We start from the raw sequence: 17,867 nt of genomic DNA, 5'->3' as shown, positions 1-17,867 counted from the left end.
TATTGGTTTTTCATTTGAGAACCTTGGCCGATTTTGTGAGAGATTGAAGCTTATAGGCAGCTAACCCTCTTTTCTATACCAAAGTGTGTCGGTTATTATGGCAATCTAAGATCCTTACCCAGTAATTCCTAACGAACAAGCCATAATAAATAAACCCTAACGAACAACCGCTAGTTATTGATTACCCTAAATATTTTCCAGGTCGCTAAAACAGTTTCCCGACGAAGCAACCAAGCATTCACCCCTATAATATTAGGCTCAAGTGTATAACGGCCAATGGTATAAAAAGTATCTTCGCTTAACGGGATGTATTCCCAACCTAAATACTGCATAACCAATAAATTATGTTCTTCACCGCTTTCGCCATAATAAGTATCAGTGATCCCCTTTTTATAATTGTCTCGACCAAAAATAAGCCCTGAGGGTGAAATAGAGGCCTCTGCATTGGCGATCCCCACATCTGTCGTTGCCAACAGTTTCATTTCATCAAACCTCTGCGCTGCATAAAGGGTATTCCATTGCTCAGCAAATAACTGAATGTCTGCTATCGATTGCGCTAGCGTATCGGTGTCCATTGTCAATTCCTTAATAGTGAAGTCGTGTGATAAGTTAAAATGGCGATGAGTATTAAAATAACTGACAGGTAGGAATATTATCTTTAGGACACATTTGTGACACTTTATCCCAAGTGAATGCGGCTTGAGGCTTTTCAGCACGAAAACTGGTGTAATTTTGGCTCACAATAGGCGCATTCGCTTTTGTGGTATCACCGGAGAAGAAAAAAGATTGTGGATGACGGTACCATGACGATGAATAAACATCTGGCGAAGCCTGTCGATTAAAGGCATAACCAAACAGCGGACCGCCTTCATCTAACATAGTCTGCCATACATACGCTTGAATAGACCCATTAAGCTGTTGACTACGCCGTGTTGAATAATCTAAGTGTTTGATAAAATCTTGTCGCGGTGGATGATTCAAGGGTGAAAACAAACAACATGGAGGCATATTTTTGGGCCTATCGTCATAAGTCAAAAAATAAGCTTTATTGCCTAACGAAATAAAACTGCAGGTATAGGCATTATCTTTAATCGGAAAAATAGGCAAACAATAATCATTGTAATGCTCTAGCATAGCACCTTTGCCCTCTTTATCCGTCGGAATATAATTCGCATCATAATAAGTGGTGCCGAAAGAGACCGTATAATCCTTAGGTGATAAGGTTGCAGGTGGATTGGTATAAGGCGGCGGATTTTTCTCAACGTTTTGAAACACACGGAACATGGTCCAATCGCTGATCCATTGACTTGGATATAAAGGATCGCTAGGATCGCCTTCGCTACGTTTACCTATACAAGGATTATTGGGCGCATCACAACCTTTGTTGCTATGAACCCCATTCGTCGAATATATTGCCTCACTGATATTTTGCGTCGACAGCGCCCAAGATTTGAGTATATCAACCGGCTCATTTGCAAAAACGGGTATCATCACTTGAACAAAACTGGCCACCAGCATTAAAAAATAAACACACTTTTTCATTTTATTAATATCCTTATTACCGATTACTTTCAATAACGTTATGCACACTCCCATTAATGAGGCGGCTGGGTGGTATCCCCCCGATCAGCTGAACTTATTGTCTGCGATCCAGTCAGGGGCGCCCAAGGTTGATTATTTAAAAACTGCGTCAATAATGCTCGCTGACTCGGTGTCATGGAACGCGTAATCGGCATATACAGGCTTGTTTGACGATATTCATCACTAATGCGGCTCTGGATCGGCCCTGATAAATTCTTAACTGTCATCTCATCATTTAACGGAAAACGCATATTCATCGCCGGAAAAGTGACATAAAAATATCTCAAGGCATTATTATAAGCTTGCTCCCAACTAATGCTGCTGCCCACCACAATACCAAAATCGGTTTTAGGGTATTTTCGTACATTGATAAAATGTGAGCCTCCTTCTACGGAAGAGATCACTAAGGTTTGAAAACCATACTGGTCGATATTGCCCTTATCAGTAATAGAGAATGTAAAATGACTCTTTCCTTGTTGAACATAAGTCTGCTGTGGAAAATCAAGAAAATTACCATCGGCTAATGCTCCCGTATTCCCCGACGCCAAAGTGATGTGTAAATTGCCGCCAGGCTCATCAAAAATCGGTGTCGGCCTTCCAAAAATACGCACATTAAGCTCAATATTCATCGCGCCATCATGCTCATCAATGTAAATATTACGCGCATCGCCATAAATGCGCACAGGCGTTTCTATTGCCTTAAAAGCGGTCTCCATGGCTTTACTCGAAACATGATTTTCGTTTGTAGGATCAATTCTAATTTGATCACCAATAGCGGTGAGTGTAACGGGTTTTTCGCCTTTTATTTCAACCGGACTGTGACTCACAGTGTCGGTTGCCGACGTGCTCTTAAGCTCAATATCAATGATGCCACCATAACGATAATAATCATCAGGATTGGCACTAAACGTGAGAGACACATCACCCGCCGTTAAGGTATTAATACCGTAATCCACATTGGGCTCAATGGGGAAATTAGCCCCGATATTTTTCCGGTTATCACGAAAATGCGCCTTAGGATATAAAGATAAGGCATCGAGAGTGAGACGCTCTGCCTCCTGATCAATATCAAAATAGCCCACCAATTGTGTTTCTTGCATCACAACTTCACGACCAATGGAGCAGATTTTAGGCTCACCGGGGTAATGGGGCGCCAATGTGCCCACGATGCGGCCGTAACTTGGATTAGACGGATTACGATTGTTTTTATAGGCAAGCAGTAGTTCATCGGTTGTCAGCATCGGAAACATTTCAAACATTTGAAACCTGAGTACAATGCCATCCATATTGACATCATTGATTAACGCCGCAATCGCAGGATCGCTCATATCAGCCGATTTGATACTGGCTTTACTAAAGGTCACTTGAAACGTGCCACTGGCCCAAGCGGAACCTGGTCCATCGGGATCACGGTAAAATTGTCGAGTGATCAGTCCCTGCTCAGTTTCATTATCCCCTTTTGCTGCAACGGTAAACACCCCATAACTGTCGGCCGTGACATTCTCGACGAGATGCAACTTAGGCTTGTCAGGCGAGCCTATCATTAAGCCACCCATTATAATTTGCGTCACAATCGCCGCAGTAGGATCAAGATCCACCATCACGGCACTCGCATGCGGACCTTCCCCCGTAATGGGATCCACTGAGCCCAATAAATATATCGGCTCATTGACGATACCCCCTTGGGTATTGACCGCACCTGGCGAACCACTGCTCGATACCTGCGCATCGACTAAATGTAATTGCTGATCGCCGTAAAAATTCCAACCACTTTCGGTATAATAATGTTGAGGATCCGGCCCTCTCATCAAAGCAATAATGTCTGCATCTGTCATCGATGCCGCTTGATCAGCTATTTGCGCACTGGCCACATCCAATATAGGCTGTTGATCTTCTGGCTCGGCACTTTGCGGCACATCATTACTGTTATTTGCCACATTCACATTGGTTGAAATCCCACCCCAAAAATTAATACGCGGTCCATTAAAAATACTCATTGGTTCTTCCTTTTCGAGCTAATTATTGAAAACCCTGTTAGTTCGCCACATATTTGAGCCTTTATGGCTGAGTGGCATTCAATAACATAAATGAGAAATCTGAATGATAGAGTGAGTCAATCCCACTGGCCGTTTGATGACAAGCCATACAATTACTCGACTCTTGAATATAACTTTCCATGGTCACATTGGCAGCAATATTGGGCTCCGGTGTGCCTAAAGGATCGCCTGGATCATTAGGGTTATTGGGTCGCTGTGTGGTCACCAATTGATAGTATTGCAACACACTGTCAGTCAACATCCCCTGAAATGTCTGATTCACTAATAACGTTTCTGCAGCAATCGGCGTCAGCCGTGTAAGGGGATCAGGGGTGGTAAAGCTAGCACCCTCTTTAGGGGTACAAGGGATCACACTCGGCTGACAAGGCGATTGATTGGGATTTGTCGCCGATGCATTATAGTAAGAAGCGAAGGCCTCCTTATCATCCACATTATCCACTTGCTCAAACGTCGCCCATACCCACTGTGGAAAACCTTCAGGCTTATTAATAATATGTAACCCCACCAATCCCAGCGTTTGGCTCGTAAAGATGTGCTTCGATTTTCCTTGTGCATCAAACTCTTCCACTAACGCAGTCAGCGTCAGATAGCGTGTATCATCATCCATATTGGTCAAAATACGCCAGCTCGCTTTAATTTCTGCCGTCTCCCACGGAAAATTAACGGGATTAAACGCTTTGACCGTATCTGCATTATATAACTGATTAGAAACAATATAATTGTAAGATATTTCATTGGACGCGATTTGGTAATAAGTCGGATTACCCCGCTGATCAATGAGCCATCCCCCCACGGCTTGTAATATCCCAGAGCCCTTCGGCTCCGCCTCTAAAGCCGCTTGTATTCTTTTGGCGACTTTACTGGTTGCACTCAATTTAGGCGGCGTATTCACGCCATCCCATCCCGAATTCCAATCTCCAGGGGCTGCCGCATTGGGTAAAAATAATTCTGAGGTTGTTTTCCAAGACTCCCACACTCGGGGACCCGAAGCATCAAGTGCTTTATCACAATCGGGGACACCCCGCTGTGTTTGGCTATTCACCCAGTTTAAAGAAAGAAACATCTGCCAGCTATAATCATCAAATGCTTTCTGGTTAGCGCCTGCCGTCGGCGCACTGGCAGGGAATTGACAATAAGCAAGCAATGGACTCTGACTCGATCCACTCTCACTGACAGCCTTATTTACATTCTGTTTATTGGTATTATCTTGAGTACAAGCCGTCATCACGTTCAAGCATAAGAAAAGTAAACCCAGTTTCATTTTCACTCGCCATCTCCTTTATTCGCACAAAATGGCCCATTAATCACGCCCACACCTTAGGCCTTAGTTTTTTCATTTATTGATACAATATTATTATATTTTTTATCACGTTTTAATGTCGTGTTTGGCTTATATACCCAAACCACTTGGAAGTGCATGTTTTCAGATTCCATAAAAAGGCTTAATTCAAGGCGTATTCTTTTTAAAAGAAAGGGCGTCAGAATGCTTATTGCCTTTTAAGGTAATGAATAAGGTATAAACTAATAGGTAAACTACTCCTCTCATATAGGCTTGGTTATATAATTTAATGAAGTATTAACAATAAAGACTGACGTCAACCATGAACAGTCATCCTCTATATAAAATAAAATTTAAACATTATGTCTTAGTGATTAAGAATAATAAACTAATAAAATAAAGTTAAAATTATCATTACTTAAGTTTATAACCTATGCCATAAAGGTCATCTATTACTGAAATGATATTTATTTTAAAGGCAATGGAAAGTAATAACGTATATTGATGCTATTAAATCCTTATCCATAGTCATGATACCTATAAAAACAAAGCATTGAAAAAATTATAAAAGTGTTTCATCATAGATTACCATTCTTATAATAAGAAACTTAACACTTCAACAAATAAAGATATTCCACTTTATAAAAGGATAAGCCATGAGCTACTTTAATTACCCCCGTATTATTTTTGACGGCACATTTCAAGCCGACCCATCAACCCTTAATAACACGCCCAATAATTATAATCCTAAAAATCAAATACCCGAATCACCTGACTCACCATGTCCTAAAGTAAGAAGTGAAGTTTTTACCAGTCAACAACAGAATAATATTGAACTGTATTGGAATCCCGCCGGCACTGGTAATTTTAACCTCAACGCAAAAATCACAAAAATCATCTATGGCCCTAATGAGTGTGTCAACAGTCCCAGTGAAGATCCTTGGATTGGCCAATCAATCAAAAGCGTCTTTACGGTGACGCCACCTAAACTGGTAGATTTAGACCCCATGCAAATGAATGTATCTGAAGTCTGGGCCATGACCTTAGGACTCGGCGATAATAGCAGCAATTTTACCGGTAATTTCATGCCAATCGGCTTTGTTGAATCTTGGATCCAAGCTCAAGCCGTGACGCCGAGTTCTGCGTCCGCCAGTGCTATTTATCAGTCGTTACTCATAGGGTTAAATGATACTAATTTAAGCGAAGAGCTAAAAAATAGTAAATTAATTAAGGCGCTAGATGTCCCCAACAAAGCACTAAGCATTAATTTCAATGTGCGTGCTTATAATGTCAAACCACAAATTTATCAGTGGAATTGTGATATTAAATATCAACTCGCCACCGAAGGCATTCCTGATGAGGTGATATCCTCACTTGAGCCGTTATTGTTTTATCAAATGAATGCAGGCCAATCACTGGGGCAAATCCCCACCCCCACTTATTTTAATCAGCAACTCAAAGCATTACTGACCCCCTCCAACTATGACGAATACCATGAAAAAATTATGGTAACGGCAGCAATGGCTTATACCCCCGCCAGCCAATACGAATTTAGTTATGGTCAAGCCTTTGGCAATATTGGCCCCTTAGCCAAAGATGCCGCCGATGCGCCTGACTTTTTCACAGCAGCGCGCATGCTACAACCTGTTACTGACGAAGCAGGTAAGCAAACCACTCAATACTCACATAATTACGCACCGTGCCAATTATTCGCTGACAGTAACCACTTATCCATCAATTTAGGCAATGCACTCCCCACCTTATACCCTGCAGGTCATTTCATTGATCAAGGGCTATTACGACTAGGCTATGTCAACAATACTGGTGACCAAAAAGCCACGATAAAGGATGTCACTCTCCTCTCTACCGCGCCATTCAATAGGAGTGGTGATAGCCTATTTGAACAAGGGGGTATCGTCGATATTCAACTGACTCCCGAACAAATTACTACCATAGAAAAAAATCCTCTGACGCTTGTAAGCGTTGATGACAACCAAAACATCACGCAAATTTTATTGAGTGAGAACCCTGAAGGCTTATTTTTAAGAGCAGATCAATTTGTGTTTCGGATGAACTCTGGCACCGCCCATCTCAAACGCGGTGGTGAAAATCAACCCGATGTCTACGGCAATGAAGTGACTGTCAACATTTATGCCAGACAATTTGGCAAACCGTTAGCCCATACCGAGATTACCTTAGCATTACTCAGTGAAGAACAAGCTTTTTTATACACCAATCAAACGCTGGGTACAGGGGGCACGTTAGGGTTAGTGAATATTTCTATCCCCCAAAATGCCTTAAACTTTGATGCCACTGTGACAACCGATCTCGAAGGTAAAGCCAGTGTCACCGTAAAAGCTAACAACCCTGGTAACCCCAGAGCCTATATTGATGGCCAAGTATATTTCTTAAGCTATAACTTTAAAAATGAAGACTATCAAGGTCATGGGGATGACTTAGTCAGTATACAAATCTATCAAGAACAACCTGGTTTTGGTGAGTTAACTTGGGATGGCAGTATTGGTGACATCTTGTCTCAGTATGGCAAGCTATACCCTGTGATGAGCCAATTTGATTTAAGCAGTTATGCGTCTGTCAAACTCAATAGTCAAAAAATAAAGGGCGTATTACTCAGAAATTATAATGACCCACTTTACATGCCCGTCGTGCGGGATTTATCTCAAGACCGTATTCATATGATCACCCAATGGATCGATAAAGGTTGCCCATTAAATAGCAGTGATATCCACACCAACATTGCCTAAGGAGAGCATGATGAAATCGTTAATAATGATATTAATCATCACATTGAGTTTAAGCGCTTGCATGCCAAAACAAGACCTAGATCATCCCATTACCGCAGACACCACTCTCAGCAGTAGTAATAGTGCAAGCCAAACACCGACCAGTACCACACAACATAACGCCGACAATCGCTCAAATAGTGATTCAGCAAGCTGCCAAGGTGATCTTGCTTGGTTAGGCTCAAGCAGTACATTGCCCACCAGTGTGGCAGAGGGTAATAATTGCTCCTTCCAGCAATTTGCTTGGCAAGCTTTTAGTTACCTATTACAAACGGATAACACCACCAAACAACCCCGTTTTTTATCATGGATGCCAACTTATGATATTTTTGTCGATGAAGGCGACAGCCCCAGAAAGTGGGAAGCCACCACTCCAACAGAGGACAATACTTGCCAGAAAGTGCGTAAAGACAATCCCGAACGGCTTTATTTATCACAGACGGTATTAGAGAACGTCACCATAGAGCAAGCGGGCTCTAATTTTCCGCTAATTGACCAAGCGGGTAACTTTGTTTACTACGATATTCTCGTCAATGAGATCAGCTATGATTTTATCACTCAATGTGATTTATATCAGTCAAACTGTGCCGCAAAGGTGTATGAGCAATACCCCAGTAATGGCTCAGGTGAAAATAACTATGCCAATTTACGCTTTCCTGCCAGTTCGTTTGTATTAAAAACCGCTTGGATGCTCAATCCCAAAAATGAAGAGGATTATTTTGTGATCCCCGGTATTATCAGCAAAAATTGTCAAAAAGTTGATCTCGCCCTCGTGGGGATGCATGTGGTGGGCACAACCGAAGTGCATAAAGAGTTTATCTGGGCCACCTTTGATCATAATAAAAATGCCCCCGATTGTGAACTCGTCGAGTCTGGAAATGTACCCAACGATCCTCAAAAACCTTGGAACTTTTATAACCCAGAGTGTAAAGATTGCCCACGAAACACCTTCCAAGCAGGTAAACCAACACAGGTCTGTCGTATTCACCCTTATGGTGAATCGACCGTCGCAGAACAAGCGCCAGATAATACGCCCAACATGAAACAAATCAATCAGTCTATGAGTGATAATATCACCAGCAGTAACGGTACGCCCAATTACTGGGCCAATTATGAACTCACTGGCAATGTCTGGTCAAAAAATGGCAACCTGCCTGCCACCACTAACTTTCAAAGAGGCTCTTTAGCCTCTGCGAATGTGAGTATGGAAACCTATGTGCAGGATGGCGTCGCAACCATCAACCCAGCCTTTAATTGCATGAGCTGTCACAATGTAGCAACGGGCACGCAAGGCACGGGACGTTATGCCATTGCCACTCAACAAAGTAATGCCGCCGTATCGCATTTATTTAAACAAGTACAACCCAATACCGGTGGCTGCACGACCGGCGCCTTACCTGCTGCTTGCACCGCAAAATATGTAAAATAGAGACATCTCGTAAAGCGCTCAGACATTCTGGATGAGCGCTTTACACCTCCGTGAGTGAGACTTTGCGGATCATCCCGCTGAGTTCCTGAGGCTGTCCATCTAATGTCGGTAATAAACGCCCAGGTAACCCCATGCCTTCACTAATATAAATCGCTTGTTGATCCATGGCTAAATTTGAAGGCGTATCTAAATTTTTTGCCAAAATATCACATTGACGTGTGTGTAAATCAATCTGCAATAAGCGGCCACTAAAGCGCTTAAATCCCCCATGTAACGGCTGACTAGGCAAGCCTTCGGCTGGCAAAGGTTCAAGAAAGTCATCACATAACTCGGTGACAAAGAGTTTATCATCAAGGGTCACACACAGACCGGTAGGTAAGGTTAACCCCGTGACTAAATGCTCAATATGATTATTATTGAGATCCAGTGCAATCACCTCACCTTGGTGTTTCTCAAAATCAATGCCTTTAAAGGGATCGCCTCGACCCAATTCCCCTGAGAACAGCGAAATTAACAGTTTTTGACTCGAGGCTTGATAAACAATATTAACCGGTACCGCTTCTTGCCCTAGGGCCAAATCAGGTAACACACACACCACTCTTTGCGCTTCGTTTCGCTTAAACTCTATCACTTCATTGGTATCAGGCTTAATGCAATACCAAGCTTGGCGCTCTGGGTGATAACAGAGACTATTGATATTGCCCTCAGTGGTAAACAGTGTTTCGAAAGCGACCTCGACATGGCTACCTCCTTTCCCAGATAGCAAAGTTTGTACCTCTATCATTTTTGAGCCTTGAATATAATCGGTCAATGCAATCAACCAAGCACTTTTTTCACCTTGTACTGCCATCATAGGTGCAATATCCGCCAACCCCATAATTTCATCACGCAACATTCGCTGCTGCATATTCAGCGCTCGATAACCGCTAAGCAAGGTAGACTTAATCGCTCCCGTATTGGGATCTCGACAAGTTAATTGCCCTGAATAAGGCGGATGAGCTTCTGCGGCCCCCGCTTCAATCAATAACAAGTCTCCCTCAGCGGTGAATGCCATGCCTCTTGGATTGAGTAAGCCATAACACAGAATGTTGGCTCTCCGAAAATTGTCTACGCAAGAAGAGGCGCTAATATTGATAGGAACGTTCATATGACTTTCCTTAAAGCTTGTTTAAAGTGCATACTGATCAATTGATTGACTTGTGTTATGTCGAAGGTCTTTGTTTGGTATAGTAAATCACTTAGCACAGAACTGCTGGAGATGATAACAGGCCCTTCATCCGCGTTGGTGCTTAATCGCCCATGACTGCCTTTAACCAATTCAGGCGTAAGAGGGATCACATCCATTAACATACGTTGGCCCATTTTTTTCTGTAATAAACGCTTAGCAATATGCCATTGAGGAAAACGCAGAGCAGGATCGATAAAAAGCTCCACAGGATCGTAACCCGGCTTTCGATGAATATCGACCGTGCGGGCAAAATCGGGGGCTTTATCATCATCAAACCAATAATAATAATTAAACCAACTATCAGGCTCAGCAATGGCAATCAGCTCTCCGCTACGAGCATGATTAATTTGATAATCAGACTGGGCAGCCCTATCGAGTACCCGCTCAACACCGGGGACTTTTTCTAATATGGTTTTCACGCGCAAAATATCATTAGGCGCCTTGATATAAATATGCGCAATTTGATGATCCGCCACCGCAAAAGCTCGACTAGCACCAGAATCAAGCAGCTCCCAAGTCAGTGAATTTCGCACGGCTAACAAACCTGCTTGACGCAGTATTCGATTCAATGAAATAGAATGTGACACCGGCGAAACACCATATTCAGACACCACCAAAATCTCAGCGCCTTGGCTGCGACCAAAATCAATCAATCGCCCCGCTTCATGATCAATGGCGGCAATGTCCTCATCGATAGCCGGATCATCAGGACCCAATCGTTGCAAGTTATAATCCAGATGAGGTAAATACACCAATTGCAAATCAGGTTGGTTCATTTTATGCTCAGCAATGGCACAATCCACTATCCAGCGGCTAGAACGAATATCGGCAGCAGGCCCCCAAAAATTAAAAAAAGGAAATGCTCCAATTTGCTGCTCTATCTGAGCCTGTAATGTTGCTGGCTCAGAATATAGCCCCATGACTTTGCGACCATCGGCAGGATAGTGAGGCCGGGGGGTCATGGCATTGTCCACCCCCGCATACATGTTATACCACCAGAATAATTGTGAGCAGGTAAAATCACTATTCGCCTGTTTCAAGCTATGCCAGATTTTATCCCCTTGCATAAGTGAGTTAGCTTGCAACCAAAAACGGACTTCAGCTTGATCACGTAAATACCAACCATTACCCACAATACCATGCTGCTTCGCCGTCGTTCCGGTTAACATTGTCGCCTGCGCAGTGGTCGTCACCGCTGGAAATCCCCCTTGCATGGGCACCATTAATCCATCTTGGATCAACGCATTTAAATGAGGAGTATACGTACCCAACATCGAGGGCGTGAGTCCCACAATATCGATAACGATAAGCCGCTTAAGCTGAGTCATGGGGATAATAATCCTCGTTTTTTTAGTTCACTTTCCACCCAAGACAATTCTTTGGTTATTTGCATGATGAGCTCATCATTGTTACGTGGACGAATATCAACAGGCAGCACTTGCCAAGAATAGGTCTCCACTTCCAAAAAAGGATGCATATCGGGATGATCACATAAAAAATCAAATACGCTTAATATGTCAGACTGCGTTGTGGTTAATTGCGGATGCATTAAATAAGGCGCATGAATAGGCACATGAAAATGAATTCTTCCTTTGCCATTGATGGGCTTTTTTAACGCGTGCACTAAATCTGAATATGACGTTAAATGACGTTCATCCACTCTCCCCTCGACGTGATCATCAACCCGCTGACATTTAACTTGATGTAAGTAGCGAGAGTCACAAAACAACCGTAAGCAATCCATGAGTGATGTGTCTTCATTATTGAAAAGCACCTCTAATGCATTCGATAGCTGGATCTTACCAATATGAACATGCGCATCGAAAATGCGTACCAATGCCGAATACGCATTTTCAAACATCACGGCTTGGTGGCACACGTCATAGCATATAGCTAAATGACGATGAAAAACGGCCGTTTGAGGAAGATCTTGCCTAAAGAAAATGATCAACTCATCGGTTGACTCTAAAACACAATCGGGTTCCATTTCTAAACACAAAATGATCTTTTTACCGGTTTGTTCATAAAGCTGGCCCAAATAGGCCATGAGTTCAGTCAAGTGGTCAATCGCAGCTTGATGCTTTTGCGGTGTCCAATCTTTTTTATAACCTAAAGGCAAAGTAGAAATCGTCCCCGTGTCACAATCGTCGGGTAAACACGCCGCTAAAATAACGGCGAGTACTTGACTATATTGCACTCTCTCCCGTGTTGACCAATCAGGAAGGTAGGCCTTTTCTTTCACCGCGTCTTGATGAAAATCACCATAAGGAAAGCCATTGATAGATCGCAAGCTTAAACCTGTTTTATCAAGTAACTGTTTGAAAGACATCAGTGCTTGCTCATTGTTTAGCTCATTTGCAGCAACAGCACTTATCCACAATCCCACACTCATCTTTGATAATTTTCGTTGTTGACGTACCGCTTGAATAGAATGAGTGATATTAAAACGTAACTGGGCAAGTGATCCCCCCGAATGCACATTGCTACAATAACTAATCTCATCGGCTAGAAATGCCATGCGCTAGCGCTCAATCACAGGAGACTGCCCCCTAAGGGCAGAATTTTCTTGCCATAATTGTGTTTGATCCACTTTAATGGGTCGATTGACCTCTTCCTTACTTATGCGCCCACTTTGAGCAAAAAAATCAATTGGATTATTAAACAGCACCTGAGTGATGTCAGCATCTGAAAATCCAGCCTCACGCATCTTATTACCGGTTTTGGGCACCTTAAGTGGATCGCTTTTCCCCCAATCTGCAGCACTGTTGACGATCATCTTCTCGGTGCCATATTCAGTCAGTAATGCCACCATCCTAGACTCAGACATTTTAGTATTAGGGTATACCGAATGGCCTCGCCAGCAATCCGTCTCCATGACTAAGGGTAAGGTTAATTCATTGAGATGATCGATCACCACCATAGATTCTGTCATCCCCACTTCTCGGATGGCTTCAATAGTCCGTTTTGTACCGCCTATTTTATCTCTGTGGGGAGTATGTATAAGGACGGGTAATCCATGTGTTTTGGCCATCTCTAATTGGCAACAAAGCACATGATGCTCCTGAGCCGTAATATCGTCATAGCCTATTTCGCCCACCGCAACCACACCTTCCTTTTGTAAGTAACGCGGTAATATCGCCAACACTTCTTCAGCAAGTTCAGGATCATTAGCTTCTTTAGGGTTTAACCCCATCGTACAAAAATGATGGATACCAAACTGACTGGCACGAAACCTTTCCCAACCAATTAAAGCATCAAAGTAATCAATAAAAGTGCCTAAGTGCGTTCGAGCTTGGCCCTGCCAAAAAGCGGGTTCAATCACACCCACAATGCCAGCATCACGCATATGTTCATAATCATCGGTGGTGCGTGAGATCATGTGAATATGTGGATCAAAATATCGCATTAATTATCTCCTTTATCCTTTAATGTAAACTTAACGATGCTTGCACCTGAGGGGGTAAACACACTAAACGCTCAATTTGTTCGCGGGTTAAATGACGTCGCTCAATGGCAGAGTAAATGGACATCGGCCAATCGCGCGCAGCCAGTGCCCGCTCTGACAAATAATCAAAGGTTAATTGGCTGAGACGCTGAGTGTGCCTTTGTTTTAGTCCTAAAATGGAGGTGATATTGAAATGAGAGAATAAAGCTTTTAAGAGCATTTGTTCAAATTCAACATCACTAAAGTGTTTCGCCGGCCAAGCATTAAATAACGCAATGGATGCGAATAATTCGGTATTATTGGTTCGACAAAGATCAACGATGACGGGTTGACAAACCCCTTCCATATCGAGAAAGTCCAGCCCTTTCACCAGCGCTTGCTTTTCACTATCATCGGCATAACGTAAACACAATTTAAACAATCTATAACGCAAAGAGACATCAAGTAACAACAAGGTATGACACAGTAATTGCTGTCGAATGAGTTCTGTGATTGAAAGTGATCTATCAAACAACGAAACGAAGACAACGGAAGCTTCAATATCGGCACATTGACGCCCTGCTTGGGCGCTCAAGTTAGCCCATTCTATGGCCAATTTATCAATACTGACTTGGCGTTCCCCTCCTAGACTTAACTGGTGCAGGGCGGATTCAAACCACTTGAGGATCGGCTCCTCTAACCATTTAAGCAGCCATGCGACTTGTCGGCTAATGAGTGCTTCATTCAATCGCATTCATCGCTCCTTGTTCAAATTGATTAAGGTTTAACGTCAAATATCTCCGTTAAGTCGGTGATATCCATCGCTGCAATTTAGGTAACAAAATATAAACACACAAACACACAATACAAGCCCAAAATTGCTGAACACTGGCTAACACTAAGGCATCAAATAGCGGGATCATGGCCAGGAGTGCGCCAATATCTGAAGGCTGAATCAATAAGGACTTATGTGAGATAAAACCTCGAATTAAAGGAAATAGTTGTCTAAACAATTCCAACAGAAAACCACTTAATATAAGATAAAAAAGAGGATTAAGTGGGATGAAAAAAACCAGATATAATGGCGAAAACAGCAGTAACAACACCAACAGCAATAACACACCATAACGATAAGAAAAAAGCGCGGCTTGGTGCTCAAATTGAGCCAACAAGGTGATCCCAACAATATACAAACCTAATCCCATAGAGACCCAAATTAACTCACCCGAGATCCCTCCCATCAATAAACCCGCCGTTAAATACATTCCAGCGCGGCAACCTCCCATTAATAAACGCGAATAAACCCAAGTTTTATGAAATAAGTTATAGAGTAAAATCAATAAAAATAGTGACAATCCAGCATTCAAACCATCAAAGGTTGCTAAATATACCCAACCGACAAGAGTCAGCAGCAGCATTCCACTCAGCAACAAAAAATAACTAAAAAGGTATACCGCACGTTGAGAGATCCATGCTTGCGTGATGGGTCTGGCCACTTGATGCGCTCGATCCCATTTTGCATCTATGGCATCATTTAAAAACATCCCACCAAGATACATCAAGGACATTCCCAGTAAAACGAATAACCCGCGACTCAATAACAATGCATTAAAAAAGTTCCCCCCTTGTCCCAACATGACTTGAGTAAACAAACTGGCCGCTAAGACATTCGTCCATATTGTCGGTAGATTGGACACCCGTCCTAAAGTCAGTAATATAAACCATGGCTTAGGCGCGGTCGTCAACATCATAAGCTAAGCGCCATAGACCAATGTTTCAATTGCGTTAGGGCCGCTTTCATTTTATTGATATCGATCATCTCTGCATTGCGAAATGTTCCCACATTCGTCAATATTGGAATCGATAATTTGCCCCCTAAATGCTGACGAAACTCTTCTAATCCCTGCATCACTAAAGGCTCAGCTTTATCGTCTTCCATCTCTAAGCTATGATGCCACAACTCAAAACCTAAACTTTTAATTAACTTAATGATCCTATGAATGTTCTCCGTATTCAGCCAAGCCATCTCTTGCGCATAAAGTGCATCTAATACAATACCGATGGCAACAGCTTCACCGTGACGGATCTGATAATCAGACAAATTTTCCATTTTATGGGCGCTCCAATGACCATAATCTAATGGCCGGCCATTACCTCGCTCAAAAGGATCACCATTATGGCTAATATGCTCAAGATGGCACTGAGCACAGCGCTGAATAGCATAACGAGTCGCCGTTAATTCAAATTGATTTAATGACTCAACATTCTCTTCAAGCCAAGTAAAAAACACCGGATCTTTAATTAACGCGACTTTAACGGCTTCAGCAAGACCAGAGCGTTTATCCCTGTCTAATAAACTTGTCAGCAGTTCAGCATCATTTATCACCGCATAAGGCGGCGTAAATGATCCTAAAAAATTCTTTTGTTGAAACACATTAATACCATTTTTAACGCCGATACCTGCATCATTTTGCGCCAATACCGTTGAAGGCATACGAATAAGACGAATACCGCGATGAAAAATGGCACAAGCAAAACCGACACAATCTAGCAAGGCACCGCCACCGATGGCTATCACCCAACTATGGCGATCTAAAGGTTTCATAGACTCAATAATCATGTCGAGTTGAGTCTGCGTTTTACAAGCTTCTCCCCCTTGCATCACTTTTGTTTGGCAGCTGAATGTCGAACTAAAGTGATGGTTAAAATAATCTTCAATCTTCTGAGTAAAATAAGGACGAGAGTCAATAATACCTTGGTCAATAATACACAATACTTTTTGCTCATGAGAAAAAACGGGATGTCTAACAAGATCCATTAACAGTGAATTATTAATGGCAAAGCTATTCTCTGTTGAGCTGACTTGATAATCATAATTAATCTGAAATTGAACTGACAAATTATCCAAACGATTTGAATTTTCTCGAAACGGAAGCTCAACTTTAATGTTAGAGTTATCACTTTCAAACTCTTTAGCGGGTGTTGTTAACGATAATTGATGATTTTCAGTCGGTTCATTGACTTTTTTATATCGGATGAAAACATCAATGATATATTTTATCCCAAACGCCAAGCTGGGTAATATAATACTGGCGACAAGGATCATTAGCAGCGAATATGATTCAATAATCAGAGATCCGACATAGGCATAAACCAACGCAACGCCCGCATTAGCCAAACTGATTAACATAATAAAGCGTACAAAAGAAAGTTGTATTATGCCTGCCGCTATCACTGAGGTTTCAGCCATAACAGGAATACCACGCATTAATACCAAAGCCGCGTCATCTAACGTCTCAGACAAAATGGATGCCTTGTTTAAATGACCTTTAATCCCCCAATAGTCAGGAAATAGAGTATAAAAACCACGACCGAGTCCATAGCCTAATATAGCACCCAGGGTTAATCCAATCCAAATGATCACTGTCCCAGAAAACACCCCAAAAACAGTACCGACATAAACCGCCACTAGGCTTGAAGGGATCGGTAATATGATGTCCAGCATCAATAATCCAATCACCAAGAATGCAATCCATACCGCCTTGAGCTCAGCATCACTAAAGAGTTCAATACTGTCCTTGATCACATTGGTAATCATTTGCTCAAATGAGAAAAAAGAAATAATCACAAAAACCATGATCAACAACATAATGCCCAAAATAGGACGAAAGCGAGTCATGTTTTCTCCAATATATGAGTTGTATTGTTTTAAATTTATATTTTTGTTTCTTTAGATTTAATCAAAAATGCCTATTGGGAAATAATTTTTTATTAAGGCAACATAGACTACCAAACAACATAACAAGATAATAATCATAAAAGTAGCAATATAGTTCAATTTAATACCAATTTAGTTCATAAGTATTAAAGAGATCATTATAAATAATTACCTCTTTTCTATTAAATGAATCTTTCACTCTCTTAATAATGAGTAATGAGTAATGAGTAACTTACATAAGTGCTTAACTAAAAGTTATCGTATATTTTGACGGATAATTATCCATGATGTTTTTTACACTCTCTTTGAGTGCATCAAAAGTGATAAAATCATGGCAAGATAACCAT

Annotated in this window: 13 protein-coding genes; 2 read left to right on the top strand and 11 right to left on the bottom strand. The window is 42.0% G+C overall.

From position 1 onward, the window contains the following. Positions 1-170: 170 nt before the first annotated feature. The 4 genes from L2764_RS21080 to L2764_RS21065 all read right to left on the bottom strand — a co-directional run bounded on the left by L2764_RS21080 (position 171) and on the right by L2764_RS21065 (position 4,905). Positions 171-575, bottom strand: coding sequence for a hypothetical protein (locus tag L2764_RS21080; RefSeq protein WP_248942318.1), 405 nt, complete (start codon positions 573-575; stop codon positions 171-173). Between the two features lie 52 nt (positions 576-627). Beyond that, positions 628-1,542 (bottom strand): hypothetical protein, encoded by a 915-nt coding sequence (locus L2764_RS21075; RefSeq protein ID WP_248942317.1) that lies wholly within the window; start codon positions 1,540-1,542, stop codon positions 628-630. 53 nt (positions 1,543-1,595) lie between these two features. Further along, entirely contained in the window at positions 1,596-3,578 is a 1,983-nt protein-coding gene (locus L2764_RS21070) for a hypothetical protein (RefSeq protein WP_248942316.1), read from the bottom strand. Between the two features lie 61 nt (positions 3,579-3,639). After that, complete coding sequence (locus tag L2764_RS21065) at positions 3,640-4,905, bottom strand: hypothetical protein (protein ID WP_248942315.1); 1,266 nt, start codon at positions 4,903-4,905, stop codon at positions 3,640-3,642. A gap of 668 nt (positions 4,906-5,573) precedes the next feature. Between L2764_RS21065 and L2764_RS21060 the strand changes: the two genes are divergently transcribed. Continuing rightward, a complete protein-coding gene (locus L2764_RS21060) occupies positions 5,574-7,682 on the top strand; it encodes a hypothetical protein (protein ID WP_248942314.1) in 2,109 nt (702 codons plus the stop codon). A 7-nt stretch (positions 7,683-7,689) separates the two neighbouring features. Further along, positions 7,690-9,150 (top strand): hypothetical protein, encoded by a 1,461-nt coding sequence (locus L2764_RS21055; RefSeq protein ID WP_248942313.1) that lies wholly within the window; start codon positions 7,690-7,692, stop codon positions 9,148-9,150. A 40-nt stretch (positions 9,151-9,190) separates the two neighbouring features. On the opposite strand, the gene L2764_RS21050 is transcribed toward L2764_RS21055, so the two are convergent. Genes L2764_RS21050 through L2764_RS21020 form a run of 7 tightly spaced genes read right to left on the bottom strand, consistent with a single transcriptional unit; the run spans position 9,191 to position 17,481 of the window. Continuing rightward, positions 9,191-10,297 carry a hypothetical protein gene (locus L2764_RS21050; RefSeq protein WP_248942312.1) on the bottom strand — a complete coding sequence of 369 codons (1,107 nt, stop codon included), beginning with the start codon at positions 10,295-10,297 and terminating at the stop codon, positions 9,191-9,193. Beyond that, positions 10,294-11,706: an alkaline phosphatase family protein gene (locus L2764_RS21045; RefSeq protein WP_248942311.1), complete on the bottom strand. Its 1,413-nt coding sequence runs from the start codon at positions 11,704-11,706 to the stop codon at positions 10,294-10,296. Before L2764_RS21045 ends, L2764_RS21050 begins: the two co-directional genes overlap by 4 nt. Beyond that, positions 11,703-12,896 carry a metabolite traffic protein EboE gene (gene eboE, locus L2764_RS21040; protein WP_248942310.1) on the bottom strand — a complete coding sequence of 398 codons (1,194 nt, stop codon included), beginning with the start codon at positions 12,894-12,896 and terminating at the stop codon, positions 11,703-11,705. Before eboE ends, L2764_RS21045 begins: the two co-directional genes overlap by 4 nt. A gap of 3 nt (positions 12,897-12,899) precedes the next feature. Then, positions 12,900-13,784 (bottom strand): TatD family hydrolase, encoded by an 885-nt coding sequence (locus L2764_RS21035; protein ID WP_248942309.1) that lies wholly within the window; start codon positions 13,782-13,784, stop codon positions 12,900-12,902. Between the two features lie 19 nt (positions 13,785-13,803). Then, on the bottom strand, positions 13,804-14,556 hold the full coding sequence (locus L2764_RS21030; RefSeq protein ID WP_248942308.1) for an EboA domain-containing protein: 753 nt from the start codon (positions 14,554-14,556) through the stop codon (positions 13,804-13,806). Between the two features lie 49 nt (positions 14,557-14,605). After that, on the bottom strand, positions 14,606-15,553 hold the full coding sequence (locus L2764_RS21025; protein ID WP_248942307.1) for a UbiA prenyltransferase family protein: 948 nt from the start codon (positions 15,551-15,553) through the stop codon (positions 14,606-14,608). Continuing rightward, positions 15,550-17,481, bottom strand: a complete 1,932-nt coding sequence (locus L2764_RS21020; RefSeq protein ID WP_248942306.1) for a 3-dehydroquinate synthase — start codon at positions 17,479-17,481, stop codon at positions 15,550-15,552. Before L2764_RS21020 ends, L2764_RS21025 begins: the two co-directional genes overlap by 4 nt. Positions 17,482-17,867: the final 386 nt, after the last annotated feature.

It is taken from the genome of Shewanella surugensis, from assembly GCF_023284005.1.
GTDB classification, from domain to species: Bacteria; Pseudomonadota; Gammaproteobacteria; order Enterobacterales; family Shewanellaceae; genus Shewanella; species Shewanella surugensis.
Note: the sequence above shows the minus strand (reverse complement) of the source record. Positions and strands in the feature narration are given on the sequence as shown.